22 protein-coding genes are annotated in these 25,700 nt (G+C 57.8%); 20 read left to right on the forward strand and 2 right to left on the reverse strand.

Going from position 1 to position 25,700, the window contains the following annotated elements:
* Positions 1-56: 56 nt before the first annotated feature.
* The 4 genes from ISF27_RS07860 (at position 57) to fucO (ending at position 3,677) form a co-directional block, all read left to right on the forward strand.
* Positions 57-896, forward strand: a complete 840-nt coding sequence (locus ISF27_RS07860; RefSeq protein ID WP_194610894.1) for a DegV family protein — start codon at positions 57-59, stop codon at positions 894-896.
* 26 nt (positions 897-922) lie between these two features.
* Complete coding sequence (locus tag ISF27_RS07865) at positions 923-1,567, forward strand: cytidylate kinase-like family protein (RefSeq protein WP_194610895.1); 645 nt, start codon at positions 923-925, stop codon at positions 1,565-1,567.
* Between the two features lie 63 nt (positions 1,568-1,630).
* Positions 1,631-2,242 (forward strand): TetR/AcrR family transcriptional regulator C-terminal domain-containing protein, encoded by a 612-nt coding sequence (locus tag ISF27_RS07870; protein ID WP_194610897.1) that lies wholly within the window; start codon positions 1,631-1,633, stop codon positions 2,240-2,242.
* A gap of 289 nt (positions 2,243-2,531) precedes the next feature.
* Positions 2,532-3,677, forward strand: coding sequence for a lactaldehyde reductase (fucO, locus tag ISF27_RS07875; RefSeq protein WP_194610899.1), 1,146 nt, complete (start codon positions 2,532-2,534; stop codon positions 3,675-3,677).
* Positions 3,678-3,791: 114 nt separating this feature from the next.
* Here the strand turns inward: fucO and ISF27_RS07880 are convergent, their stop codons facing one another.
* Positions 3,792-4,634, reverse strand: a complete 843-nt coding sequence (locus tag ISF27_RS07880) for a thioredoxin domain-containing protein (RefSeq protein WP_194610902.1) — start codon at positions 4,632-4,634, stop codon at positions 3,792-3,794.
* Positions 4,635-4,940: 306 nt separating this feature from the next.
* Here ISF27_RS07880 and ISF27_RS07885 point away from each other — a divergent pair, with 306 nt between their 5' ends.
* The 12 genes from ISF27_RS07885 (at position 4,941) to ISF27_RS07940 (ending at position 19,064) form a co-directional block, all read left to right on the forward strand.
* Positions 4,941-7,670, forward strand: coding sequence for a translation factor GTPase family protein (locus tag ISF27_RS07885; RefSeq protein WP_194610904.1), 2,730 nt, complete (start codon positions 4,941-4,943; stop codon positions 7,668-7,670).
* 477 nt (positions 7,671-8,147) lie between these two features.
* The gene (trpB, locus tag ISF27_RS07890) at positions 8,148-9,338 is read left to right on the forward strand and encodes a tryptophan synthase subunit beta (protein ID WP_194610906.1); all 1,191 of its coding nucleotides are present in this window, start codon (positions 8,148-8,150) and stop codon (positions 9,336-9,338) included.
* Positions 9,331-10,107: a tryptophan synthase subunit alpha gene (gene trpA, locus ISF27_RS07895; RefSeq protein WP_194610908.1), complete on the forward strand. Its 777-nt coding sequence runs from the start codon at positions 9,331-9,333 to the stop codon at positions 10,105-10,107. Before trpB ends, trpA begins: the two co-directional genes overlap by 8 nt.
* A gap of 208 nt (positions 10,108-10,315) precedes the next feature.
* Positions 10,316-10,780 carry a ribosome maturation factor RimP gene (locus ISF27_RS07900; RefSeq protein ID WP_194610910.1) on the forward strand — a complete coding sequence of 155 codons (465 nt, stop codon included), beginning with the start codon at positions 10,316-10,318 and terminating at the stop codon, positions 10,778-10,780.
* A gap of 31 nt (positions 10,781-10,811) precedes the next feature.
* Positions 10,812-12,005: a transcription termination factor NusA gene (gene nusA, locus ISF27_RS07905; RefSeq protein ID WP_194610912.1), complete on the forward strand. Its 1,194-nt coding sequence runs from the start codon at positions 10,812-10,814 to the stop codon at positions 12,003-12,005.
* Between the two features lie 152 nt (positions 12,006-12,157).
* Positions 12,158-12,382, forward strand: coding sequence for an RNase P modulator RnpM (gene rnpM / locus ISF27_RS07910; protein WP_207727420.1), 225 nt, complete (start codon positions 12,158-12,160; stop codon positions 12,380-12,382).
* Complete coding sequence (locus ISF27_RS07915; protein WP_194610916.1) at positions 12,372-12,707, forward strand: L7Ae/L30e/S12e/Gadd45 family ribosomal protein; 336 nt, start codon at positions 12,372-12,374, stop codon at positions 12,705-12,707. The genes rnpM and ISF27_RS07915 overlap by 11 nt, the downstream gene beginning before the upstream one ends.
* The gene (gene infB / locus ISF27_RS07920; protein WP_194610917.1) at positions 12,694-15,666 is read left to right on the forward strand and encodes a translation initiation factor IF-2; all 2,973 of its coding nucleotides are present in this window, start codon (positions 12,694-12,696) and stop codon (positions 15,664-15,666) included. The genes ISF27_RS07915 and infB overlap by 14 nt, the downstream gene beginning before the upstream one ends.
* A gap of 26 nt (positions 15,667-15,692) precedes the next feature.
* Positions 15,693-16,142 carry a 30S ribosome-binding factor RbfA gene (gene rbfA, locus ISF27_RS07925; protein WP_194610919.1) on the forward strand — a complete coding sequence of 150 codons (450 nt, stop codon included), beginning with the start codon at positions 15,693-15,695 and terminating at the stop codon, positions 16,140-16,142.
* Positions 16,123-17,172 (forward strand): DHH family phosphoesterase, encoded by a 1,050-nt coding sequence (locus ISF27_RS07930; RefSeq protein ID WP_194610921.1) that lies wholly within the window; start codon positions 16,123-16,125, stop codon positions 17,170-17,172. The genes rbfA and ISF27_RS07930 overlap by 20 nt, the downstream gene beginning before the upstream one ends.
* Positions 17,165-18,061: a tRNA pseudouridine(55) synthase TruB gene (truB, locus tag ISF27_RS07935; RefSeq protein WP_194610924.1), complete on the forward strand. Its 897-nt coding sequence runs from the start codon at positions 17,165-17,167 to the stop codon at positions 18,059-18,061. Before ISF27_RS07930 ends, truB begins: the two co-directional genes overlap by 8 nt.
* Positions 18,062-18,134: 73 nt before the next feature.
* Positions 18,135-19,064, forward strand: coding sequence for a bifunctional riboflavin kinase/FAD synthetase (locus ISF27_RS07940; protein ID WP_194610926.1), 930 nt, complete (start codon positions 18,135-18,137; stop codon positions 19,062-19,064).
* 134 nt (positions 19,065-19,198) lie between these two features.
* Here ISF27_RS07940 and ISF27_RS07945 read toward each other — a convergent pair whose 3' ends face one another.
* Positions 19,199-20,068, reverse strand: coding sequence for an ROK family protein (locus tag ISF27_RS07945; RefSeq protein ID WP_194610928.1), 870 nt, complete (start codon positions 20,066-20,068; stop codon positions 19,199-19,201).
* A 449-nt stretch (positions 20,069-20,517) separates the two neighbouring features.
* Between ISF27_RS07945 and ISF27_RS07950 the strand changes: the two genes are divergently transcribed.
* From ISF27_RS07950 to ISF27_RS07965, 4 genes are all read left to right on the forward strand, one after another.
* Entirely contained in the window at positions 20,518-22,389 is a 1,872-nt protein-coding gene (locus ISF27_RS07950) for an alpha-amylase family protein (RefSeq protein WP_235986109.1), read from the forward strand.
* A 10-nt stretch (positions 22,390-22,399) separates the two neighbouring features.
* On the forward strand, positions 22,400-23,221 hold the full coding sequence (locus ISF27_RS07955; protein ID WP_194610930.1) for an HAD hydrolase family protein: 822 nt from the start codon (positions 22,400-22,402) through the stop codon (positions 23,219-23,221).
* 129 nt (positions 23,222-23,350) lie between these two features.
* Positions 23,351-25,258, forward strand: coding sequence for a PTS beta-glucoside transporter subunit IIBCA (locus ISF27_RS07960; protein WP_194610932.1), 1,908 nt, complete (start codon positions 23,351-23,353; stop codon positions 25,256-25,258).
* Between the two features lie 95 nt (positions 25,259-25,353).
* Positions 25,354-25,614: an HPr family phosphocarrier protein gene (locus ISF27_RS07965; RefSeq protein WP_194610934.1), complete on the forward strand. Its 261-nt coding sequence runs from the start codon at positions 25,354-25,356 to the stop codon at positions 25,612-25,614.
* Positions 25,615-25,700 lie beyond the last annotated feature (86 nt).

Below are 25,700 nucleotides of genomic sequence, written 5' to 3' on the forward strand. Positions count from 1 at the left end.
ATAATATCTGGTAATGAAAACTACGTGTTCATTCGGAACACGATGGGAGGCCGTGGATGAAATACAGGATAGTCGGGGACAGCTGCCTTGATCCCACAGAGGAAGTGAAAAGAGATCCGCATTTCCGCGTGGTTCCGCTGACGCTGGAGGTTGGCGAGACCCGTGTGATTGACGATGAGACATTTGACCAGAAAAAGTTCCTGAAACTGGTTGCGGACAGCCCGGCCGGGGCGAAGACCGCCTGCCCGTCTCCGGAGCGCTTTATGCAGGAATTTGATGGAGACGCGGACTGCGTCTTTGTGGTCACCTTGTCCTCCCACCTGAGCGGCTCCTATAATTCTGCCTGCGTCGCGAAGAAAATGTATGAGGAGGAGCACGGCGGGGAGAAGAAGATCGAGGTTATCGATTCCCGTTCTGCCTCCTGCGGCGAGCTGAATATCGCGCTGACGATCCGGGACCTCTGTGAGCGGGAGCTCCCTTTTGAGGAGATCGTGCGGGAGGCCTATGCGTACCGTGACCGGATGCAGACATACTTTGTCCTGGAATCCCTGGATACGCTCCGGAAGAACGGACGCCTGTCCGGCCTTTCCGCGTTTATCGCGACGACCCTGAATATCAAGCCGGTGATGGCCGGGGACAAGGGCGTCATTGTCAAGCTCTCCCAGGAGCGGGGCATCAACAAGGCGCTCACCCGGATGGTGAAGATTGCCCTGGAAAAGGCGGGCGAGACGGCATCCAAGAGGCTGATTATCGCCCATGTGAACAACCCCGCGCGCGCTGAGTTTGTCCGGGATCTGATGTGCCGGGCAAATCAGTTCCGGGAGGTCCTGATCACGAACGCCGCCGGCGTGGCGACCGTGTACGCGGCGGACGGCGGGATTGTCATGACACTGTAAAGATTGGATCCGGAGGGAGGTACGCCATGGAGAAGGGAAATCAGGGATTTACGATCACGATTGAGCGCGAATACGGGAGCGGCGGTCGCATCGTCGGCCGGAAGCTCGGGGAACAGCTGGGGATGCCGTTCTATGACGACGATCTGATCAAAATCGCCTCGGAGAAGAGCGGCGTCGCGGAGCGGTATTTCGGCATGGCCGACGAGAAGGCCGGGAGAAACTGGATTGCCCGGCTCGGCGGGCGCCGGATCGATCTCACCGACCCGGATCCGGACGACGACCTGACTACCCCGGAGAACCTGTTCCGCTTTCAGGCGAAGGTGATCCATGACCTTGCGGTGAAAGAGCCGAGCATCTTTGTCGGGCGGGCGTCGGGCTTCGTTCTGGATCAGTTTGAGGATATGGACCATGTCGTCCGCATTTTCGTCTGCTCGGATTATGTCACGCGCGTTAAGCGGGTGATGGAGGTCGACCAGATCGATGAGGAGAGGGCAAAGAAGCGGATCCGGAAGATTGAGCGGGAGAGGCAGAATTATTACCGCTATTTCACCGACAGCGACTGGTATGATATGCAGAATTATGACCTCACCATCAACACGACCCGTCTTGATCTGGACGAGGCCTGTGCGTTGGTGAAGGATTATCTCGCCCTGCGCTGCGGGGAGAAGTAAGCCCGGCCGGGATCCGGGAAATTCCCGGATATTGGGAAATGTAATATTTGCGGATGAGTTAAAATGCAGACAAAAGATAGGGAACCAGGGAATACGCCTGCAAGGGAGAATGTGCAGGAAAAGGGGAGTGATGTGAAATACCGTCTCGCGAGTGCGATGGGCGAGTGCATGAAAACCTCCCCGGTGGAGGCGATCACGGTCAGGGAAATCACGAATCGCTGCGGTGTGTCGAGACAAACCTTTTACCGCAATTTTCTGGATAAATATGATCTGATCAACTGGTACTTTGACAAACTTCTCACAAGATCCTTTGACCAGATGGGGAAGGGAAGGACAATTACCGAGAGCCTGATTTTGAAATTTAATTATATCCGTGAGGAACGGCTTTTTTTTACAGCAGCTTTCCGGAATGATGATCAGAACAATCTGCGCGAGCACGATTTTGCGATGATTTTTGCCTTTTACAGGAATCTGATCAGGGAAAAAACCGGCGAGTTCCCTGCGCCTGCCATGGAGGAAGTCCTGGAGATGTACTGCTGGGCGCAGATCTACCGCACAGTAAAATGGGTGCTCGGCGGTATGCGGATGAGCTCGCGGGAACTAGCGCAGGTGATGGTCAATGCCATGCCGCAGCCGGTCGAGAGGCTTTTCCGGGCGTTGAACATCTTGGAATGATCCTGGGAGCCATGTGATGTTACTGTTTGGATCCCCGCATCCAGCGAAGCTTTGCTTCACAGGGTGCGGGGATCCGCGTGTCTGCGGCGCTTGGCCCATGTGGGGACAGAACGCGCAAAACTGCCTGCAAGCAGCCATTTTGCGCGTCCTGCCCCCGCATGTGATGAACCGTAAACGCCTGGTCATGCAAGTTACACATCTGGTAAAGTGTAACTTACATTTCCACCTCCGACATGTTATTTTATTAACAGATGGGTAAAGAAATCATTTTCCAGAGGAGGATGGAAACATGGCGAACAGAATTTCCCTTAATGGCACATCATATCATGGAGCCGGTGCAATCCAGGAAATTGTCCCGGAGATGAAAGCGAGAGGCTTTCACAAAGCATTTGTGGCATCTGATCCGGATCTTGTTAAATTTGGCGTCACTGCCAAGGTAACAGATCTTCTGGATGCCGCGCAGATTCCGTTCACGCTGTATTCTGATATTAAGCCAAATCCTACGATCGCTAACGTACAGCACGGTGTGGAAGCATTCAAGGCATCCGGAGCGGACTGCATTATTGCGATCGGCGGCGGATCTTCCATGGATACGTCCAAGGCAATCGGCATTATCATAACCAATCCGGACTTTGCTGATGTGAGAAGCCTGGAGGGCGTCGCGCCGACGAAAAATCCCTGCGTGCCGATTATCGCCGTACCGACAACCGCGGGAACCGCTGCGGAGGTTACCATCAACTATGTCATCACCGATGTCGAAAAAGAGCGGAAGTTTGTCTGCGTAGATACCCACGACATGCCGATTATCGCCGTGGTCGATCCGGAGATGATGTCCTCCATGCCGAAGGGGCTTACCGCCTGCACAGGGATGGATGCCCTGACCCATGCCATCGAGGGCTACACGACGAAGGGCGCCTGGGAAATGACCGATATGTTCCACCTTGAGGCCATCAGGCTGATTGCGGAGAACCTTCGTGATGCTGTAGCCAATACCAAAAAGGGACGTGAAGGCATGGCCCTTGGCCAATATATTGCCGGTATGGGATTTTCCAATGTAGGTCTTGGTATTGACCATTCCATGGCGCATACGCTGTCTGCCCACTATGACACGCCTCATGGTATGGCCTGCGCGATGTTCCTGCCGATCACCATGGAGTTTAACCGGGATTACACCGGCACAAAATACAGAGAGATCGCAAGAGCCATGGGCGTCAAGGGCGTCGACGAGATGACCCAGGAGGAGTATCGCGATGCGGCGATTGCCGCCGTGAAACAGCTCTCCAAGGATGTCGGGATCCCCGAGAAGAATGACCGTATCCGCGAGGAGGATCTCGATCAGCTTGCTACAGATGCCCTGAACGATGCCTGCTATCCGGGAAATCCGCGTGAGGCGACCAAGGAACAGGTCATTGAGATGTTCCGTCAGCTGATGTAATCGACAAAGATACAACAGATAAACATGATTCTCCATGCCGGGGATGCCGCTGCCGCGAAAAAAGCGCTTCAGCGGCATCCCCGGTTATGCTTTCTGGTGAACAAATATGCGGCATTATTTTTGAAGCGGTTTTCTCGGCCGGCGGTTTACCGCCATCCAGGCACAGAGCAGCATATTCACCCCGTAGAGAACCGGCGTCCCGGTAAGCCATGTCGCCCTGCCGATGGCGTCCATCAGCGTATCTCCGGGCGATGCATTGTATTGCAGGGCAAAGGAAAACCCCAGTCCGGCGATGAGAAAATGCAGGAGAATCATTGCCGAGTTATTCAGCAGCGCCGGAAATACAAGGAAGCCTGCGCCTTTTCCCGACCGGAAGGAAAGACATTTTGCGAGCAGCCATGCGGTGTTGGTCAGGATGGCGAGGAAGGTGACTGACATCAACCGGTCATGGAATTGGACAGGCCGATTGTCTTCGGTCACAGAGAGGACGCCGTCACCCCGGGAAATAAAGAATGCTTTTAAGTCCTGCTCGGCCTGTTCTCTGTCATCCGGGCGGTAATGATATGCCCCTGCAAAGTCTCCATCCACCGTCTTGACCAGGAGCGGAACATCATCCACATGGTACTTTGTGATGATCCGCTCGTACTGCGCGTCGTCCTTCCAATAGAGAGTGTCAAAGTAATACACTTGCCAGCTGTTCTTTTTCAGCGTCTCCTCCAGCACCGGTCCAAATTCCGTGCAGTCAGGGCAGGAGGGCCTTCCAAAGTAAATATAGAATACTCCCGGCAGGTCATTAAAAAAAGCCGTGCTTGAGATGCTGATGATGGATTCCTTTGGCTTGCCCGCATCGCGCAGGCTGGAGCAGATGCCGCTTGCCAGGGTAAGAAAAATCGGGATGAACCAGAGAAGAAAGAGAATAATGAACGGCCTGTCTTCTTTTCTGAGCTTTTTCCACATATCACGTCTCCTTGCTCAGTGTTGGTTATGGATGTGAATATATGCCAGTTGCTAATATCACTGCACATACTACCTTATGTTTATTATAATATATTATTAAATAGAGCACATCAAGCATCGATATTAAGTAAACGATGAGAATAACATGATACTCTTACTCCTCCACGAGCGTAAAACATGATGATGGCTCTGAGCCCTAGCACAAAATGCTTAAACCGCAGTTTTCATTGAAAACACTTCCTCGACCAAAGCCTTCCGTTGTTGTATAATCAACTATTATGCAGTTGGCGAAGGGAGGCACTTTTTATGGGCGGACAAAAGCCTGAACAACCGTTAAGACATCTCTGCGTGGGCCTTCTTGCTCATGTTGACGCGGGCAAGACGACGCTCTCCGAGGCTCTGCTCTATGAGAGCGGCGGCATCCGGAAGCTCGGCAGGGTGGACCAGGGCGATGCCTTCCTCGACAATCTGGCGCTGGAGAGGGCGCGCGGCATCACGATCTTTTCCAAACAGGCGGTCCTGACGGAGGGGGATACCGAGGTGACGCTCATGGACACCCCGGGGCATGCGGATTTCTCTGCGGAGATGGAGAGGACGCTCCAGGTGCTCGACTTGGCCGTCCTTGTCATCAGCGGTTCCGAGGGCGTGCAGAGCCACACGGAGGTGTTGTGGAATCTCCTCGCGAGATACCGGGTGCCGACGGTCTTTTTCGTGAACAAGATGGATCTGGCCAGCCGCCCGGAGAAGGAGATTCTCCAGGAGATCCGGAAAAAGCTCGGCGCGAACGCGGTGGATTTTACCGCGCCGGGCAGCGGGGATTTCTTTGAAAATGTCGCCGCCGCGGATGAGGACGCGATGGAGGAGTATTTCGCGGACGGGGAAGTCTCCGAGGAGAGAATCCGGGCGGAGATCGCGGACAGGGAGATTTTCCCCTGCTGGTTCGGGTCAGCCTTGCGGGATCTCGGTGTCGGGGACTTCCTGCGGGGACTTGTCCGGTTCGCGCCGGATCCCGTCCGCAGCGCGGAGTTTGGGGCGAAGGTCTTCAAGATCATGCGCGACCGCGAGGGAAAGCGGCTGACCTTCCTTCGGATCACCGGCGGGATTCTCCGCGTCCGGGAGGAGATCGGCGGGGAGAAGATCAGCGGAATCCGGGTGTATTCCGGGGAGAAATACCGGAGTGTGCCGGAGGCTGATGCGGGAACCGTCTGTGCGGTTCTCGGCCTCACCGGGACAAGGCCCGGCATGGGGCTCGGCCATGAGGCGGATTCCGTCGCGCCCGCCCTGGAGCCGATGATGACCTACCGGCTGATCCTTCCGCCGGATACGGCCGCCGCCCAGGTTCTTCCGAAGCTCAGGGAGCTTGAGGAGGAAGTGCCGGAGATGCATCTGGTCTGGGATGAGGAGAAGGGGGAAATCCACGTCCAGATCATGGGCACCGTGCAGATGGAGATTCTGGCTGACCTTATGCGGGAGCGAACCGGCCTTGCGGTCAGCTTCGGCGAGCGGAGCGTCGTCTACCGGGAGACGATCGCCGATACTGTCGAGGGCGTCGGGCATTTTGAGCCGCTCCGCCACTACGCGGAGGTGCATCTGCTGCTCGAGCCCGGCGAGCGGGGGAGCGGCCTCGTGTTTGACGACCGCTGCGATTACGACACCCTGGCGGGAAACTGGCACCGGCTGATCCTCCAGCATCTCGGCGAGCGGGAGCACCGGGGCGTCCTGACCGGGTCGCCGATCACCGACATGAAGATCACCCTGATGAGCGGGCGCGCAAGCATCAAGCACACCGAGGGCGGCGATTTCCGCCAGGCTGTCTACCGGGCCGTCCGCCAGGGGCTGATGGAGGCGGAGTCGGTGCTGCTCGAGCCGTACTGCCGGTTTATTCTGGAAATTCCGGAAAATTCGATCGGAAGAGCGATGACTGACCTGGGGCGCCTGTCGGCGAAATTTGATCCGCCGGAAATCTCGGGAGCCCGGGCCGTCATCCGCGGCCGCGGGCCGGCAGCCGGCCTGGATGCTTACCAGGCGGATCTCACCGCTTACACAGCGGGGCGCGGGCACCTGACCTGCATCCCCGACGGCTATGATCTCTGCCACAATGCGGAGGAGGTTATCGCCGCCCGGGGCTATGACCCGGAGCTTGACCTCCGGAATCCTTCCGGCTCGGTCTTCTGTACCCACGGGGCGGGGTTCTATGTGCCCTGGAACGAGGTGAAGGATTATATGCACCTCGAGAGCTGCTTCTCGGAAAACAGCGGAAAACTGCGCGGGGAGGGCGAGGTGGAGACCGCGGCGGGAACAATCCAGGGCGGGGATGCCCGCTCGCGCAGGCAGGAGGAGCAGTGGATCGGCACCGATGAGGTGGACGCTATCCTTGACCGCACATACAACGCCAACCGGAAGAGGGATGAGGAAAACGGGCGGAACCGCTGGGGAGCGAGGAAAAAGCCGGTGAAGAGCGGCGAGACGATTTACCGGGCGCCGGAGGGCGGAGCGGACAGGCAATCGGAGAAGGCCGCGAAAAAGGCGGCAGAGCCCCATTATCTGCTAGTTGACGGCTACAATGTAATTTTCTCCTGGGAGGAGCTGAACAGCCTGGCGAAGGCCAATATCGACAGCGCGCGCGACCGGCTTCTCGACATTCTCTGCAATTACCAGGGATACACGAAGGATTATCTGATCATTGTCTTTGACGCCTACCGCGTCCAGGGGCACCGGACGGAGTTTTTTGACTTCCGGAATATCCACGTCGTGTTCACGAAGGAGGCGGAGACGGCTGACCAGTATATTGAAAAATTCACGCACGAGAATGCGCGCCGGCACAATGTCACCGTGGCGACCTCGGACGGCCTCGAACAGGTCATTATCCGCGGCCAGGGTGCCGCGCTGATCTCCTCCCGCGAATTCGAGAAGGAGGTTCACCGGGTGGAGGAGTTGATCCGGGCCGAGAACCATGAACGGGCAGTGAACCGGCCGAACCCGAAGAATTACCTCCTGGATGGTATCGACGAGGAGACCCGGAGACAGCTCAAATGAGCGGATACCGGAAGAACGGCGTGAACACTGCCGGCGCAGGAGGAAACGCTGCAAAAATATCCGGGAATCCACGGTTGACATTTCCCAGGAACAGTGCTTTAATAATGTAAAACTTGACAGTCATAAACCTGTGAGGCGGAGATAAAAGTATTTGTGCACACACAGAGAGTCCGGGGCGGTGGGATCCGGGCGGAACGCAGGATACAGAAATGGACCGCTGAGGGCGCGCTGAAAGGGCGGAAGTGATCCCGCCTGAGTATTTCGCGACGCCGGGCTCGCGTCAGAAGCCGGGGATATGTAGGTATCCCGCAGAGTGCACGCAGCTTGCGTGAAACAGGGTGGCACCGCGATTTTTATCGTCCCTGGCAGCTTTAACCGGCTGTCAGGGATTTTTTTATGCAGAGCACGACAACAGGCGCGAGCCCGGCGGGCGAAGCGCGGGTTAAGTGGTGCGGAGATGATCTCAGGAGGAAAAGTATGGCAGAATCAAAGGGCAGATTTGGAGAGTATGGCGGGCAGTATGTTCCCGAGACCCTGATGGTGGCGGTCAACGAGCTGGAGAAAGCCTACAATGAGGCAAAACATGACCCTTCCTTCCAGGCGGAGTTCCACAAAATGCTGAATGAGTATGCGGGCAGGCCGTCGCTCCTCTATTATGCGGAGCACATGACCAAGGATCTGGGCGGCGCGAAAATTTATCTCAAGCGGGAAGACCTGAACCACACCGGCGCCCACAAGATCAACAACGTGATCGGGCAGATGCTTCTCGCGAAGCGGATGGGCAAGACCCGCGTTATCGCGGAGACCGGCGCCGGCCAGCACGGCGTCGCAACGGCGACGGTGGCCGCGCTCATGGGCATGGAGTGCGAGATCTTCATGGGGGCAAAGGACTGCGAGCGGCAGGCGCTGAATGTCTACCGCATGCGGCTGCTCGGCGCGAAGGTTCACCCGGTCAGCAGCGGTACCGGGACCCTGAAGGACGCGGTCAATGAGACGATGCGGGAATGGAGCAACCGGATTGCGGACACCCACTATGTGCTGGGCTCTGTCATGGGACCGTACCCCTTCCCGGAAATGATCCGCGATTTCCAGGCGGTCATCTCCGCGGAGATCAAGGAACAGCTGATGGAGAAGGAGGGAAAGCTTCCGGACGCGGTGGTCGCTTGTGTCGGCGGCGGTTCCAATGCCATCGGTGCCTTCTATAACTTCATCCAGGATCCTTCCGTGCGCCTGATCGGCTGCGAGGCAGCCGGCCGCGGTGTGGACACCCTGGAGACGGCCGCGACGATCGCTACCGGCTCGCTGGGCATTTTCCATGGCATGAAGTCCCTGTTCTGCCAGAACGAGTACGGGCAGATCGCGCCGGTCTACTCCATCTCCGCCGGCCTGGATTACCCGGGCATCGGGCCGGAGCATGCCTATCTCCACGATATCGGCCGCGCCGAGTACGTTCCGGTCACCGACGATGAGGCGGTAAATGCCTTCGAGTACCTCTCCCGCACGGAGGGCATTATCCCGGCGATCGAGAGCGCGCACGCCGTCGCCTACGCCATGAAGCTCGCGCCTGCGATGGGGAAAAACCAGATCATTGTCATCAACATTTCCGGGCGCGGCGACAAGGACGTTGCGGCTATCGCAAGATACAGAGGGGAGGATCTCCATGATTAAAGTAAAAGAGGCATTTCAGAACGGCAAGGCATTTATCCCGTTTATCACCTGCGGCGACCCGTCGCTGGATGTGACGAAGGAGATCATCCGCGCGATGGATGAGGCGGGGGCAGACCTGATCGAGCTCGGCATGCCATTTTCCGATCCGATCGCCGAGGGACCGGTTATCCAGGAAGCCGACCTGAGATCTCTGAACGCGGGAACCACGACGGACAAGATCTTCGATATGGTGGCGGAGGTTCGGAAGACAGTCCGGAAGCCCATGCTTTTCATGACCTATGCGAACGTTGTCTTTCATTACGGCATCGAGCGATTCTGCGCGAGGGCGGAGGAGCTTGAGGTCAACGGCCTGATCCTCCCGGATGTCCCGTTCGAGGAGAAGGAAGAATTCGCCAGCATCTGCCGGAAGCATAACATCGATATGATCTCCCTGATCGCGCCGACCTCGCATGACCGGATCACGACGATCGCGAAGAACGCCGAGGGCTTTGTCTACATCGTGTCTTCCATGGGCGTCACCGGCGTCCGGAAGGAGATCACGACCGATATTCCGGCGATGGTGGATCTCGTCCGGAAGGCCACGGACGTCCCCTGCGCCGTGGGCTTCGGCATCTCGACACCGGAGCAGTGCAGGAAAATGGCGGAAATCTCGGACGGGGCAATCGTCGGCTCGGCGATTATCAAGATTGTCGCGCAGTACGGGAAGGATGCCGTGCCCTATGTCCGGGACTATGTGAAAGCCATGAAGGATGCCATCAGGGGACTGTAACAGCCTCCGGTGCCCAAAAAGCTTGGAAGATCGCCGATTTTGAGCCTGCAAGCCCTGATTTGGGGCTTGCATCCGCAGGAAAACTCTGCTATACTCCAAACGATAACTGATAAAATTAAGAAGAAAGAGTGGGCAGCGGCCCACTCTTTCCTTGTGTTATCCGGAAAAGCCGTGCCCGGGAGATGTCCCGGAGAACAGGAGAAGGCGAATGACAAGAGCAGAGAGCTATGCCGCAAAAGTGACGGAATGGCTGGAACCGCGACTTGGCCCCGAGGGCTACGAGCTGGTCGATGCAGAGTATGTGAAGGAGGCGGGAACCTGGTACCTTCGCATTTATATCGACAAAGAAGGCGGCGTCACGGTGGATGACTGCGAGATCGTCAGCAGGATGCTGGACAAATGGCTGGACGATGAGGATTTTATTTCCGACGCCTATATTCTTGAGGTGAGTTCTCCCGGCCTCGGGCGCCAGCTGAAAAAGGAAAAGGATTACGTCCGCAACCGGGGAAAATCCGTGGAGATTCACACCTTCCAGGCTGTGGATGGCGATAAGGAATTTACCGGAATCCTGAAGGACTGGGATGCCGATACCGTGACGATCACGGAAGGCGACAGCGACATCACACTGAACAAAAAGAATATCGCCCTGATCCGTCAGGCGATCGAATTTTAACCACTGCAAGCTGTCAGGAGGAATAAGGAAAATGAGTAAGGAACTTATGGATGCACTGGAAGCGGTTGAGAAGGAGCACAACATCAGCAAGGATACCCTTCTTGATGCCATCGAGAATTCCCTGATCCAGGCATGCCGCAACAATTACGGAAAAGCGGACAACATTCACGTGGAGATGAACCGGGAGACCGGCGATTTCGCGATTCACGCTGATCTGGAGGTCGTTGACGAGGTTGAGGATCCGGCACTCCAGGTGACGCTTGCGGAGGCAAAGCTGATCGACCCGAAGGCGCAGGTCGGCGACATTGTCCACAAACCGATCGATTCCAAGAAGTTCGGCCGGATTGCGACGACCAATGCCAAGAACGTGATCCTCCAGAAGATCCGCGAGGAGGAGAGAAAGGCGCTCTACCGCGACTGGTGCTGCAAGGAAAGAGACATGGTGACCGGCGTTGTCCAGCGCTATGCGAACCACAATTATTATATCGACCTCGGCAAGATCGATGCCGTCCTTCCGGAATCGGAGCAGGTGAAGGGCGAGGTCTTCCAGCCCACCGAGAGAATCAAGCTCTACGTGGTCGAGGTCAAGGATACCAATCGCGGCCCACGCATTTCCGTGTCACGGAGCCATCCGGAGCTGGTCAAGCGCCTGTTCGAGTCCGAGGTTGCCGAGGTGAAGGCGGGGATCGTCGAGATTGTCGCCATTGCCCGTGAAGCCGGTTCCCGTACCAAGATCGCGGTGAAGAGCAATGACCCCAATGTCGATCCGGTCGGCGCCTGCGTTGGCATGAATGGCGACCGTGTCAATGCGGTGGTTCATGAGCTGCGCGGCGAGAAGATCGACATCATCAACTGGGACGACAACGCGGCCTTCCTGATCGAGAACGCGCTCAGCCCGGCTAAGGTCATCCTGGTTATGGCCGATGAGGATGAGAAGGAAGCCCAGGTCATCGTTCCGGATTTCCAGCTCTCGCTCGCCATCGGCAAGGAGGGCCAGAATGCCCGCCTTGCGGCGAAGCTCACCGGCTACCGGATCGACATCAAGAGCGAGACCGAAGCCCGGGAGTCCGGCCTTCTCGACCAGCTCGAGCAGGGCTACGAGGACGGCTTCGAGGGCTATTCCGACGAGCCGCTCTATGATGAGGACGGCGAGGCCGTTCCGGAGGACGGTGAAGACCTCTTTACCGATGATGCCCAGGGCGGCTCGGGGGACGACCTCGGCTGACGGCGGGACGTCCCGCAGGAGAACAAGGTGCAGGACTGTCCGGGTTCAGGATAGAGAACAGGGCGCCCGAAAATGGCAGAGTATGTGGAAAGTTGGAGGTGCGTGTGGTCACAAAGAGGATACCGCTGAGAAAATGTGCGGGCTGCGGCCAGATGAAGCCGAAGAAGGAGCTGATCCGGGTCATCCGCACAGCGGACGGGGCGATCGAGATTGACGCTACCGGCCGGAAAAACGGCCGCGGCGTCTACCTCTGTCCGGATCCCGAATGTTTCCGGAAGGCAGAGAAAAACAAGGGGCTGGAGCATTCTCTCAAGGCCTCCGTGCCGGAGGAAGTGTACCGACAGCTGGAGGAGGAGATCAAGAGAATTGGACAATAGCAGAAAGATCCTGAACTTTCTCGGCATTGCGAGAAAGGCCGGATGCATTTCCCCGGGGGAATTCATGGCGGAGAAATGCGTGAAAACCGGGAAGGCGCATCTGGTGATCCTGTCCTCGGAGGCGTCGGAGAATACGAAAAAGGCATTCCACGGGCTGTGTGCGCGCTGCCAGGTTCCGGTTTTTGATTTTGGAGAGAAAGAGGCGCTCGGACGCGCGATCGGGAAGAATTTTGCCGCGGCACTGGCCGTGACCGATGAGCGGTTTGGCGCGCAGCTGATCAATTTGCTTAGAGAGAACGGAGGCATAGAGTATGAGAGTGAATGAATTATCCAAGGAGCTGGGAAAGACCAACCGGGAAGTCCTGGATATCCTGAAGAGCCACCAGTATAACGTGACCAATCATGCCTCCAATATTACCAAAGAACAGGAGGATGTCGTGAGGAAGGCATTTGAACCATCAGACGCTCATGGCGCGGAGCCGGAGCGCAGGGCAGCGGAAGGAACGCCGCATCAGACGGCGGGATCATCCGCGCAGAAGAACGCAGCACCGGCGGGCGCCGGCGAGGCTGCATCGAACAAGGCGGAGGGCGCGGAGAAGCGCCCGCAGAAGAAGAGATTCGCGGCGGTCTTCCATCCGCAGAACAGCAGCCAGAAGGGACTGTTCCAGAGACGGCCGAAACCAGCCGCAGGTGCGGCGGCAAGGCCGGCAGCGGGCACCGCGGCAAAGCCCCAGGCAGGCACTTCGGCGGTAAAGGCAGTGAAGCCGGCGGATCAGGCGGCGAAACCTGCGGCAGCGCCGGTGAAGCCCCAGGCAGCACCGGAAAAGACGCCGGCGGTTAAACCGGCAGTTCCGGAAGCACCCAAGGCGGAAGCCCCGAAAGCTGAAGCCCCGAAGACAGAGAGCACGGCAAAGCCCGCGGAGCAGAAGCCCCAGGGGAGAGTGCCGAGAGTATTTGACGGACCGATCGGCATGACAAAGCCGATCATCCACAGCAGGCCCACGCAGCCGCAGCAGGGGCAGAACCGTACCGGAAGCAGCCAGGGCAGAAGCTTTGGCGGGAACCGCGATGGCAGAAATGGCGGCCAGGGCAGGAGCTTCGGCGGGAACCGCGGCGGCTATCAGGGAAGATCCGATGGCAGCCAGGGCAGGAGCTTCGGCGGGAACCGCGGCGGCTATCAGGGGAGATCCGATGGCGGCCAGGGCAGGAGCTTCGGCGGGAACCGTGACGGCCGTACCGGCGGCTATCAGGGAAGGTCCGATGGCGGCCAGGGCAGGAGCTTTGGCGGGAACCGCCAGGGGACCGCAGGAGCCCGCGGCGGCTTTGCCGGAAAGGCAGCAGGAGCCCGCGGCGGATTCGAGGATAAGCCCCTGCAGAAACAGCAGAACAATAAACAGAATAGAAATGCCTACAAGACCGACCGGTACAGCAAGATTGACCGCGAGGAGGAGAGACACTCCAAGGACAGGAACGCGGCACAGCGCCACCAGCAGGTGAAGCAGCAGAAGCCGGAGGTCAAGGAGGAGCAGATCAAGATGATCACTCTTCCGGAGCACCTGACGGTCCGCGACCTGGCATCCCGCATGAAGATGCAGCCGGCGGCGATCATCAAGAAGCTCTTCCTGGAAGGGCAGGTTGTCACGGTCAACCAGGATCTGGACTACGAGCAGGCCGAGGAGATCGCCCTGAAGTTCGATATCCTCTGCGAGAAGGAAAAGAAGGTGGATGTGATCGCCGAGCTGCTCAAGGAGGACGAGGAGAACGAGGCGGATATGGTTCCGAGACCGCCGGTTGTCTGCGTCATGGGCCACGTCGATCACGGCAAGACCTCCCTTCTGGACGCGATCCGGAAGACGAATGTCACCTCCAAGGAGGCGGGCGGCATTACCCAGAGGATCGGTGCCTACCAGGTAGAAATCAATGGGCAGAAGATTACCTTCCTGGATACGCCCGGACACGAGGCTTTCACGGCGATGCGTATGCGCGGCGCCCAGGCGACCGATATCGCGGTCCTGGTTGTCGCGGCGGACGACGGCGTGATGCCGCAGACGATCGAGGCGATCAACCACGCCAAGGCGGCCAATGTCGAGCTTATTGTTGCCATCAACAAGATCGATAAGCCGAACGCGGATCCCAACAAGGTTAAGCAGGAGCTCGCCCAGTACGGGGTCCTGACCGAGGACTGGGGCGGCGAGACGCCCTGTGTTGAGGTCTCCGCGCACACCAAGCAGGGGATCCCGGAACTTCTGGAGATGATTCTTCTCGTCTCCGAGGTCAAGGAGCTCAAGGCCAATCCGAACCGCAATGCCAGAGGACTTGTCATCGAGGCCAGCCTGGACAAGGGGCGCGGCCCGGTGGCTACCGTCCTGGTACAGAAGGGTACGCTCCATCCGGGCGACCACATCGCGGCGGGAAGCTGCTTCGGCAAGGTCCGCGCAATGACGAACGAGAACGGGCGCCGGATGAAGGAAGCCGGCCCGTCCACGCCGGTTGAGGTCATCGGCTTCAATGAGGTGCCGAGTGCCGGTGAAGTCTTCGTCCAGCTTGACAGCGAGAAGGAAGCCAGAAACTTCGCGGAGACCTATATCTCCGAGGGCAAGAACAAGCTGATTGAGAGCACCCGGAATAAGCTTTCCCTGGATGACCTGTTCAACCAGATCAAGGCCGGCAATGTCAAGGAACTTCCGATTATTGTCAAGGCAGATGTCCAGGGTTCCGTCGAGGCGGTGAAGCAGAGCCTGGAGAAGCTGTCCAACGAGGAAGTTGCAGTCAAGGTGATCCACAGCGGCGTCGGCGCGATCAACGAGTCCGATGTCAGCCTTGCGGCAGCGTCCAACGCGATTATCATCGGTTTCAATGTCCGCCCGGATGCCACCGCGAAGTCTACCGCGGAGCATGAGAAGGTAGACATCCGCCTGTACAAGGTCATTTACCAGGCGATCGACGATGTGGCCGCAGCCATGAAGGGCATGCTGGAGCCGATCTACGAGGAAAAGGTGATCGGCCACGGCGTTGTGCGCCAGGTATTCAAGGCCTCCAAGGTCGGCAGCATCGCCGGCAGCTATGTGACCGACGGTAAGTTCCAGAGGGGCTGCAAGGCCAGGATCACAAGAGCCGGAGAGCAGATCTTCGACGGCGAGGTGGAGTCCTTAAAGCGATTCAAGGACGATGTGAAGGAAGTCGCCGCCGGGTACGAGTGCGGTGTTGTCTTCAAGGATTTCAATGATATCCGCGAGGAAGATGAGATCGAGGCCTATGCGATGGTGGAAGTGCCGCGCAGCTGAAATAGGCCGTTTTTCAGGAGTAATTTATGCATAAAAACACGGTAAAAGGCAGCAGGATCAACATGGAGGTGACCAGGACCCTGAGCGCGATTGTCCGCGAGCTCAAGGATCCGAGAATCAGCCCCATGACGAGCATCATGCGGGCCGAGGTCACAAAGGACCTGAAATACTGCAAGGTTTACGTCAGCGTCCTGGGTTCGGACACTGAGCGGGAGAATACCCTGCGCGGGTTAAAGAGCGCGTCCGGATTTATCCGGAACGAGCTCGCCCGCACGGTCAACCTGCGCAACACCCCGGAGCTTGTCTTTACGTCGGACACCTCCATCGCATACGGTGTCCGCATGTCCCACCTGATCGACGATGTCATCGCCGAAGATGAGCGCCGGGATGAGGAGCGGGAGAAGGATGAAACGGAGGACGCGGAAGCCGGCGTCAATCAGGAGGAGCAGGAGAAGGATGGAGAAAACGGTGTTTGATCCTGCTGTTCTGGAGGCGGTCCGCGCAGCAGAAAATGTGGTCATTCTCGGCCATGTGCACCCGGACGGAGACTGCCTCGGATCCACCCTGGGCTTTCGCCAGTATCTCCGGGAAAATATGCCCGGCAAGCCGGCGGAGGTCTGCCTGGACAATCCGGCGGAAAAATTTTCTTATCTTCCGGGCTTTGACGAGGTGAGGACGGCTTTCGACCCCGGGCGGCATTACGACCTCTGTGTGACGCTCGATGCGAGCGATCTGGAGCGGCTGGGGGAATTTGCCCCGTACTTTTCCTCAGCGAACCACACCTTCTGCCTGGACCATCACCGGACAAATCCGGGATTTGCGGAGAACAATATCATCAACGGGGACGCATCCTCCTGCTGTGAGGTGCTGTACGGCTGTCTCGATCCGGAGAAGATTTCCCGGGAGACGGCAAAGTGCATCTACACGGGCCTCGTCCACGACACCGGGGTCTTCCGCTACAGCAGCACTTCGCGGAAGACCATGGAGATCGCCGGGGCGATGATGGAGAAAGGCATCGATTTCGGGGAAATCATCGACGGAAGTTTTTATCGGAAGACATTTACCCAGAACCGCCTGATGGGCAGGGCGCTTGCGGGTTCCCGGCTCTATTTCGGCGGAGGCTGTATCGCCGGCGTGCTGACCGCGGAGGATATGGCGGCGGAGGGCGCTGACCATAATGATGTCGACGGGATTATCGACCAGATGAGGGTGACTGCCGGCGTGGAATGCGCGCTCCTTCTCTATGAGAAGGCACCCGGGGAGTTCAAGGCAAGCATCCGCTCCAACCATACGCTGGATGTCAGCCGGATCGCGGTCTCGTTCGGCGGCGGCGGGCATATCCGCGCGGCCGGCTTTACCCTTCGGGGGAACAGCGAAGACTGCCTCAAGGAAGCGCTGGAGGCGGTCCGCCGGGGGCTTCAGGAAATCAGGGAAATGCGCCCCGCCGGGGAGGATGCTCCCGCGCCGGCGGATTCCGCGCGGCGGCCGGAGACAACCCATGATTAATGGCGTGCTCAATATCTATAAGGAACCCGGGTACACCTCGGGCGATGTCGTGGCAAAGCTCCGGGGGATGTACCGCCAGCGGAAGGTCGGGCACACCGGGACGCTGGATCCGGCGGCGGAGGGCGTACTTCCCGTCTGCCTGGGAAGCGCCACCAAGCTGGTGGGTATGATGACGGATGAGACCAAGACCTACCGGGCTGTGCTTCTTCTGGGGGTCGAGACAGATACCCAGGATACCACGGGAACTGTCCGGGCCAGCTGCCCGCCGGAGAAGCTGGCGGCACTCACGGAGGAGCAGGTGCGGGAGGCTGTGCTCAGCTTCTCGGGGGAACTCCTCCAGGTTCCGCCGATGTACTCTGCACTCAAATTCCACGGGCAGAAGCTTGTGGATCTTGCGCGACAGGGGATTGAGGTCGAGCGGAAGGCGAGACCCGTGACGGTTCACCACATAGAGATTGGCCGGATAGAGCTCCCCAGGGTCTGGTTCACCGTGACCTGTTCGAGGGGAACTTACATCCGCACGATCTGCCATGACATCGGGCGAAAGCTCGGCACAGGCGGCGCCATGGAGCATCTGGTCCGGACCAGGGTCGGCCGCTTCACCGCGGAGCAGGCGCTTAAGCTCTCGGATATCCAGCGGATGACCGCGGAGGGGACGCAGGACCGGGCGGTGATTTCCGTCGAGGAGATTTTCGGAGACCTTCCGGGGTTCACCTCCCGGGACGCGGAATTAGATAAATTTCTGAACAATGGAAACCCCTTCGGGACCGCGTACTATCCGGCCGGAGAGGGAATGCTCCGTGTGTATAATTCTGCAGGGGATTTTATTGGTGTCTACCGGTACAGCGCGGAGCGCGGCATGTGGATGGCCGTGCACATTTTCCGATGACAAACGCGGAAAACAGGAACCTAGATTCGGGGGGCGGCCCGCCCCACAGCAGGATTCGGGAGATGGAACAGAGATGCAGTATATAACCGGAACCAGAGATTTTGCACTGGAGGATAGGACAGCGGTGACGCTGGGTAAATTTGACGGCGTCCACCGCGGGCACCAGAAGCTTCTCCAGGAAGTATTCCGCTTCCGCAGCCAGGGGCTTAAGGCTGCCGTCTTTACCTTTGCGACGGCGCCCGGATCACTGATCTCGGGAAGGCCGATGACGATGATAACCACCAACGAGGAGCGGAGAAGGATTCTCGAGGATATGGGCGTCGATTACCTGGTGGAGTATCCCTTCAACCAGGAGGTGGCGTCGATGGAGCCGGAGGCCTTCGTGGCGGAAGTCCTCTGCCGGCGGATGCGCGCCGGGGCGGTGGTGACCGGGACGGATTTCCACTTCGGGCACCGGCGAGCCGGGGATATTCATCTGCTCCACGAGCTGGCGCCAAAATACGGCTACACCCCGGTGACGGTGGAGAAGATCTCCGACGGGGAGCGCATCATCAGCAGCACGTACATCCGGGAGGAGCTCGCCGCCGGCCGTATCCGGAAGGCAAATGAGCTCCTGGGGCATCCTTACAGTATCACCGGCACGGTGGTCCACGGACAGCACCTCGGCACAACGCTCGGCTTCCCGACGGTCAATATCCTGCCACCGCCGGAGAAGCATCTGCCGATTTTCGGCGTCTATCTCTCCGAGACAGTCGTCGACGGGATCGTGTATGACAGCCTGACCAATATCGGGAGGAAGCCCACGATCGCGGGGGAACACCCGGTGAGTGTGGAGACCTATATTTACGATCTGAACCGTGATCTCTACGGCAAGGAGATTCATGTGCGGATGATCGATTTCTTCCGCCCGGAGATCCGCTTTGACAGCCTGCAGGAGCTCCAGGAGCGGGTAACCCTCGACAAGGAGCAGGGCCGGCTCGTGCACCTTATGAGAAAACATTGAACAGAAGAAAATCAGGGAACCGCTTTTCCCCCTGGCCATATCCGGAGTATCCGGGGGCAGGGGAAGAGCGGTTCCCTGATTTTCGTAGAGCGCGTAAGAGCGCAAACCGGCTGCCGGCGGATGCGCCGGGAAACTCAGTCCGCGAAGTCGCGGGCGAGGCGGATGCAGCCCATGATGCCCTGGTCGTCATGGAGCGAGGCGGGCACAATATAGTGATCCAGGTCGTGAACCTCCGCGGTATCCAGATATCCGTTCATGAACTCGAGGACATATTTCCGGATCAGCGGGAACAGCTGCGCCTGGTGCATGACGCCGCCGCCAAGGATAAAGCGCTGCGGGGAAAGCGTGACCATGCAGTCCCAGACCGCCTGGGCGATATACCAGGCTTCCAGATCCCATACCTCCGGCCGGTCTTTGAGATCGACGGCTTTCGCGCCCCAGCGGGCCTCGATCGCGGGGCCGCACGCCATGCCCTCAAAGCAGGTGCCGTGGTTCGGGCAGAGCCCGGCGAACGGATCGTCCGGACGGATGCGCAGCAGGAGATGGCCGAGCTCGGGATGCATCATGCCGTGAAGCATCTTCCCGTTCGTCATCACACCGCCCCCGACGCCGGTGCCAATCGTAAAATAGACCGCATCCGTCAGTCCTTTTGCGGCACCCCAGGCAGCCTCGCCGAGGAGGGAGCCGTTGACATCCGTGTCAAAGCCGACCGGGACGCCGAGGTTCTTCCTGGCATCTCCGACGATATCATAATTGCGCCACGGAATCTTCGGCGTTGTGGTGATAAAACCGTAGGTGGAAGATTGGCGGTTCAGGTCAATCGGGCCGAAGCAGGCGATTCCCAGAGCCTTGATCCCCTTCCCGCGGAAAAAATCGAAAACTGCCGGCATGGTTTCCGCCGGGGTCACGGTCGGAATCGATTTCTGCTCCAGAATCTTCCCGTTCTCATCGCCGAGGGCAACGACCATCTTCGTTCCGCCGGCTTCCAGTGCACCGTACAACATAAGCCGAACCTCCTGTGTTCTTCAAATTTTGACAGATGCTTGTGCATTTTGCACAATTCCCTGCTTCACTTCCAAAGTTTTCAAAATTGCACAGAACAAAAAGAAATTATCAGGAAAAAATAGACAAAACCGCGTATTGCGTTGTCCGCACGCGGAGCTGCCTGTCCGGAAAATCGTTCTCTGCCTGCGCCTCTAGTTTACGAAAAACAGTCTTATTTTTCAACAATAAATCGGAAAAATCCGGGATAGATCCTTCTGGGCAAGTAAATATTCTCTCGTCAACTGTTAAATTTAACAAAAATCACGACAAAAAATTTGAAAACCGGCAGGCAACAACATCTTGTTAAAAATAGACAAATTTCTTATAATGAAATTGATTACGACTATCCATTTAGCACAGAGGAAAGCACACCGGTCAATTTGATCAGGAAAATTTTCCGGTGAAGATAATGGCTGGGGGAATACCGATGTTTGACGACAAGAACTGGGATCCGGAATTCCAGGACCGCCTGGAGAATCATTATGATGAGCTGAAGTGGCTCTACAACGAGCTGTACAATGACCAGCACGCCTTCGAGTATTTCTGCGACATGCTGTATACATATTACACGCAGAGGCCGGCAGAGCTCAGGGAGTGGGATGAAGCCCGCCTGATGGTGCCGGACTGGTACAAGGGCAATGAGATTCTGGGCGTCCTGATGTACACCAAGTGTTTCGGCGGAACACTGCAGGGCGTGCGCTCCCATCTGAATTATCTGAAGGAGTGCGGGATCAACTACGTTCATCTGATGCCGCTCCTGGAGAGCCCGGTAGACAGAAGCGACGGCGGCTATGCCGTCTCAAATTTCCGCAAGGTACAGCCGGAGCTGGGGACGATGGAGGATCTCGCGGATCTTGCCTCCGACTGCCACAAGCGGGGCATGACTGTCTGCCTTGATTTTGTCATGAACCACACGAGCGAGGACCATGAGTGGGCAAGGAAGGCCAAAGCCGGGGATCCGGAATACCAGGCGAGATATTTCTTCTTTGACAACTGGAACATTCCCAACGAATTTGAGAAAACGGTGCCCCAGGTGTTCCCGCAGACGGCGCCGGGCAACTTTACCTGGTGTGAGGAGGCAAAGAAGGTTGTGATGACAACCTTCTATCCGTATCAGTGGGATCTCAATTACGCGAATCCGACAGTCTTCAACGATATGACCGCCAATATGCTGAATCTCTGCAACCACGGCGTGGATATCATCCGCCTCGACGCGGTACCCTATATCTGGAAACGGTTGGGAACAAGCTGCCGGAACCTGCCCCAGGTGCATACCCTGGTGCGGCTCATGCGGATGGCCTCGGAGGTCGTCTGCCCGGGCACACTGCTCCTCGGCGAGGTCGTCATGGAGCCCTCCAAGGTTGTCCCCTACTTCGGCACTGTGGAGAAGCCGGAATGCCATATGCTCTACAATGTGACCACCATGGCGAGCACCTGGCACACGGTTGCCACCCATGATGTGCGCCTTCTGCGCCATCAGCTGGAGGCGGTATTTGCCCTGCCGAAGCAATATACTTTCCTGAATTACCTGCGATGTCATGACGATATCGGCTGGGGTCTTGACTATGATTTCCTGAAGCAGTTCGGCATCCAGGAGGTGCCGCACAAGAAATTCCTGAATGATTACCTCCGGGGGAATTATTACGGGAGCGACCACCGCGGTGAGCTCTACAATGACGACCCGAGACTCGGAGACGCAAGGCTCTGCGGCACTACCGCCTCCCTCTGCGGCATCGAGGCGGCAGAGTACGAGCAGAACACGGAAAAGCTGGATAAGGCGATCCGCCTGGACATCATGCTGCACGCTTTCCTGCTCACGCAGAGCGGGATCCCGGTGCTCTACAGCGGTGATGAGATCGGTCAGCTGAATGATTACAGTTATCATGATGACCCGCTCAAATGGGACGACAGCCGGTATCTCCACCGCGGCGATTTCCATTGGGATGAGGCCAAGCTCAGGAAAAATCCGAAGACCAGGCAGGGGAGGATTTTCCAGGCGATCAAAAAGCTGGAGAAGATCCGGACCAGGCACGATGTCTTCGATTCCGAGGCAGACACCTGGATTGTCGAGCCGTGGAACGACCACATTCTTGGCATCGGCCGCTATTACCGCGGAGAGAAGATGATTGCCCTCTTTAATTTCAGTGAGGAGCCGCAGACCGCCTGGATCAACGAGCGGGAGGACTATGTGGACATGCTGACGGGAAAGAAGCGGGAGGCGAAGGCGGTCGGTATTCCTGGCTGCGATTTTGCCTGGCTGATCACCGAGTTCAAGAAATAAGGGGGCGACGATGAAGCTGATTTTTGTGGATATTGACGGCACACTCACCCCGGCAGGCACGAATACGCCGCCGGACAGCGCGCTCTGCGCGATCCGGTCGGCGCAGAAGCTGGGGAATAAGGTATTTCTCTGCACAGGAAGGAATCTGGCGATGCTCTCGCCGCTTCTGCCCTACGGTTTTGACGGGCTGGTTGCCAGTTCCGGCGGGTATGTCACCGTTGGGGATACCGTGATTTTTGACTGCCCGATGACGGAAGAACAGCTTAGGACCGGCCTCGACGCGCTTCACCGGAACGGTGTGTTCTGCACGATTGAGGCGAAGGATGCCACTTGGGGGGATGCCAATTTGAAGGATTTTCTCGCGGGCACCAGCGGGGGGAACAGCGAGATCGAGCGCTGGAGGAAGGCGCTCAGCTCGAATCTCGGCATCCGCCCGATGAGTGAGTACGACGGGAGCCCGGTATACAAGATCGTGACGATGTGTACCGAGAATTCACAGATGGATGAGGCGAGATCCCTGCTGGAAGACCAGTTCTTTTTCCTTGTGCAGGATGTGCCTGCCCACGGCTGTGTGAACGGCGAGTTGGTCAACCGCGCGTTTGACAAGGGCAAGGGCATCCGGCTGGTGGCGGAGAAGCTCGGGGTGCCGATCAGCGATACCTATGGCTTTGGCGACAGCATGAACGATGCGGAGATGATCCAGACTGTCGGGCACAGCATCTGCATGGCGAATGGCAGCGAGAAGCTGAAAGCGATGAGCGAGTATGTCTGCCCGGCGGTTGAGGAAGATGGGCTGGCGGAGGCATTTCACCGCTATGGCCTCTCGGAATAAAGTTCCGAAATAAAGCTCCGGCGCGGAAAGCTTTGACCGCTGCGTTTTGCGGGAATTTTTCCGATGTCTCCTGCCCGACGGGCAGCTGGACATAGAGCAACTAGAGATCAAGGGGAAAAGGAGAATTTTATGGCACTCGATTATCACAAGTGTGCGCAGGAGATCGTGGATACGATCGGCGGCAGACCCAATGTGGTCAGCGCCGCCCATTGCGCGACAAGACTTCGGCTTGTCACCGTGGACAACAGCAAGGTGAACAAGAAAAAGCTCGAGGATATCGACGGCGTTAAGGGCGTTTTTGAGTCCAACGGCCAGCTGCAGATCATCATCGGCACGGGTACCGTCAACAAGGTGTACGACGAATTCCTCGCCATCACCGGCATGACGGCGGCGACCAAGGATGATGTCAAGGCGGCCGCGGTTGCCAATGCCCCGCTGTGGCGGCGGCTGATCAAGGCGCTGGGCGATGTCTTCGTCCCGATTCTTCCGGCGATCGTGGCCTCCGGCCTGATGATGGGCATGGTCGAGGCGCTGGGCAAGGCTATCCCCAGTTTTTCCCAGACGGACTGGTATGCCTTCCTCGATATGGTGTCCAACACGGCATTTGCCTATCTGCCGGTGATTGTCGCGGTATCGGCGGCCAGAGTCTTTGGCGGTAACATTTTCCTGGGGGCGGTCATCGGCCTTCTGATGATCCACTCCTCGCTGACAAACGGCTGGAACGCGGCGGACGGCTATGGGGTATGGTACCTGTTCGGCCACATTAAGATCGGCAGCTACACGCTCGGCCAGATCAACCAGCTGGGATACCAGGGCCACGTGATCCCGGTCATCATTGCCATCTATATCATGTGCCATATTGAAAAATGGCTTCACAAGCACGTGATCGAGATGCTTGACCTTTTCGTGACACCGCTCTGCACGGTTTTGAGCACGGCACTGTTAACCTTTACGATCATCGGGCCGATTTTCTCCTCTCTGGAGAGCTTTGTCCTCCACTGGGCGGAAATTCTGGTGCAGAACCCGATCGGCGCGCTTGTCATGGGCGCGGTGTATCCCTGCACGGTTGTTATGGGCCTTCACCACATGTACAATGTGATTGAGGCGGGCATGCTTGCTTCCGTCGGCCTCAATACCTGGATGCCGATCGCTTCCGCGGCGAACTTCGCCCAGTTTGGTGCCTGCCTTGCCGTCGGCCTCAAGGCGAAGAACAACAAGACCAAGGTTGTCGCTGTCCCGTCTTCCATGTCGGCGGCTCTCGGGATCACCGAGCCGGCGATCTTCGGTGTCAATATGCGGTTCTTTAAGCCGTTCGTCTGCGGCATGATCGGCGGCGCCATCGGCGCGCTGTTCGGTGCGATTTCCCGGATCGGCGCCACGGCATACGGGGTTACCGGGATTCCCGGATACCTGACGATCACCAATCCGCTGGTTTACACGATTCTGCTTGCCATCTCCGGCGGCATTGCCTTCGTCCTGACCTGGTTTGTCTGGAAGGAGGAGGTTCCCGAGGAAGTGGCGGCGGAGAAGGCTGTTGAGGAAGAGAGGGAGCTGAAAGAGGAAGAAGAGGAGGAAGAAACCGAGGCATTTGACCAGGCTCCGGTGATCAGTACCTCCAAGGGCAAGATCTACGCGCCGGCGAAGGGCAAAATCATTCCGGCGTCCGAGATTCCGGACGACACCTTCGCGCAGGGTATTCTCGGTGCGACAGCAGCGGTCTGGCCGGAAAATGGCAGGGTTGTTGCCCCGTTTGACGGCACAGTAACGTTTATCGCTGAGACAAAGCACGCCATCAACCTGGAAGGGCCGAACGGCGAGGAGGTTCTCATCCATGTCGGCGTGGATACGGTCAAGATGGACGGTGACGGCTTCGAGCCGTCTGTCCGCGAAGACCAGCAGGTGAAGAAGGGAGACCTGCTTCTGAAATTTGACCGCGATAAGGTCAAGGCGGCCGGCCATCCGGACTGTGTTGTCGTTGTCCTCAGCGATCCGGATGAGTATGAGGATGTGAAGGCCGGTCCGGAAGCTGCAGAGTAAGAGGATTTGACTGTGCTGCCGGCGCGCCGGAAGGTAATTGCCCGGCTGCGCCGCCGGCGCATCAGATAATAGAAAAAGCAAAGGAGATTATTATTATGAAGGAATTTCAGTATGTGATTACCGATCCGATTGGCATCCATGCCCGCCCGGCAGGCCTTCTCGTGAAGCTTGCCAAGCAGTATGCGGATAGCAAGATCACCGTATGGAAGGGTGACAAGAGCACCGAGATGAGAAAGCTGATGGGCCTCATGCAGCTCGGCGTAAAGCAGGGTGACGCGCTCACGATCAAAGTTGACGGCGGCGACGAGGATGCTGTCGCTGCGGCTGTCGAGGAGTTCCTCAAGGCCAATCTGTAATCCGGCATAGCTGAACCGCAGGGCTGTCTTGATTTTGTCCCGCTGCATGGGAAGAGATCAAAGGCAGCTCTGCCTTTAACAGGAGG

Source organism: Clostridium vitabionis (assembly GCF_015351765.1).
In the GTDB taxonomy this organism is placed as follows: domain Bacteria; phylum Bacillota; class Clostridia; order Lachnospirales; family Lachnospiraceae; genus Clostridium_R; species Clostridium_R vitabionis.

Bases quoted from the DNA above. Each gene is read 5' to 3' on its own strand.
- ISF27_RS07885 (WP_194610904.1), top strand. From the start codon at position 4,941: ATGGGCGGACAAAAGCCTGAACAACCGTTAAGACATCTCTGCGTGGGC.
- ISF27_RS07930 (WP_194610921.1), top strand. From the start codon at position 16,123: ATGGAGAAAACGGTGTTTGATCCTGCTGTTCTGGAGGCGGTCCGCGCA.
- ISF27_RS07900 (WP_194610910.1), top strand. From the start codon at position 10,316: ATGACAAGAGCAGAGAGCTATGCCGCAAAAGTGACGGAATGGCTGGAA.
- rbfA (WP_194610919.1), top strand. From the start codon at position 15,693: ATGCATAAAAACACGGTAAAAGGCAGCAGGATCAACATGGAGGTGACC.
- ISF27_RS07870 (WP_194610897.1), top strand. From the start codon at position 1,631: ATGCAGACAAAAGATAGGGAACCAGGGAATACGCCTGCAAGGGAGAAT.
- infB (WP_194610917.1), top strand. From the start codon at position 12,694: ATGAGAGTGAATGAATTATCCAAGGAGCTGGGAAAGACCAACCGGGAA.
- ISF27_RS07965 (WP_194610934.1), top strand. From the start codon at position 25,354: ATGAAGGAATTTCAGTATGTGATTACCGATCCGATTGGCATCCATGCC.
- rnpM (WP_207727420.1), top strand. From the start codon at position 12,158: ATGAAGCCGAAGAAGGAGCTGATCCGGGTCATCCGCACAGCGGACGGG.
- ISF27_RS07860 (WP_194610894.1), top strand. From the start codon at position 57: ATGAAATACAGGATAGTCGGGGACAGCTGCCTTGATCCCACAGAGGAA.
- ISF27_RS07945 (WP_194610928.1), bottom strand. From the start codon at position 20,068: ATGTTGTACGGTGCACTGGAAGCCGGCGGAACGAAGATGGTCGTTGCC.
- ISF27_RS07960 (WP_194610932.1), top strand. From the start codon at position 23,351: ATGGCACTCGATTATCACAAGTGTGCGCAGGAGATCGTGGATACGATC.
- trpB (WP_194610906.1), top strand. From the start codon at position 8,148: ATGGCAGAATCAAAGGGCAGATTTGGAGAGTATGGCGGGCAGTATGTT.
- truB (WP_194610924.1), top strand. From the start codon at position 17,165: ATGATTAATGGCGTGCTCAATATCTATAAGGAACCCGGGTACACCTCG.
- ISF27_RS07940 (WP_194610926.1), top strand. From the start codon at position 18,135: ATGCAGTATATAACCGGAACCAGAGATTTTGCACTGGAGGATAGGACA.
- ISF27_RS07950 (WP_235986109.1), top strand. From the start codon at position 20,518: ATGGCTGGGGGAATACCGATGTTTGACGACAAGAACTGGGATCCGGAA.
- ISF27_RS07880 (WP_194610902.1), bottom strand. From the start codon at position 4,634: ATGTGGAAAAAGCTCAGAAAAGAAGACAGGCCGTTCATTATTCTCTTT.
- fucO (WP_194610899.1), top strand. From the start codon at position 2,532: ATGGCGAACAGAATTTCCCTTAATGGCACATCATATCATGGAGCCGGT.
- nusA (WP_194610912.1), top strand. From the start codon at position 10,812: ATGAGTAAGGAACTTATGGATGCACTGGAAGCGGTTGAGAAGGAGCAC.
- trpA (WP_194610908.1), top strand. From the start codon at position 9,331: ATGATTAAAGTAAAAGAGGCATTTCAGAACGGCAAGGCATTTATCCCG.
- ISF27_RS07955 (WP_194610930.1), top strand. From the start codon at position 22,400: ATGAAGCTGATTTTTGTGGATATTGACGGCACACTCACCCCGGCAGGC.
- ISF27_RS07865 (WP_194610895.1), top strand. From the start codon at position 923: ATGGAGAAGGGAAATCAGGGATTTACGATCACGATTGAGCGCGAATAC.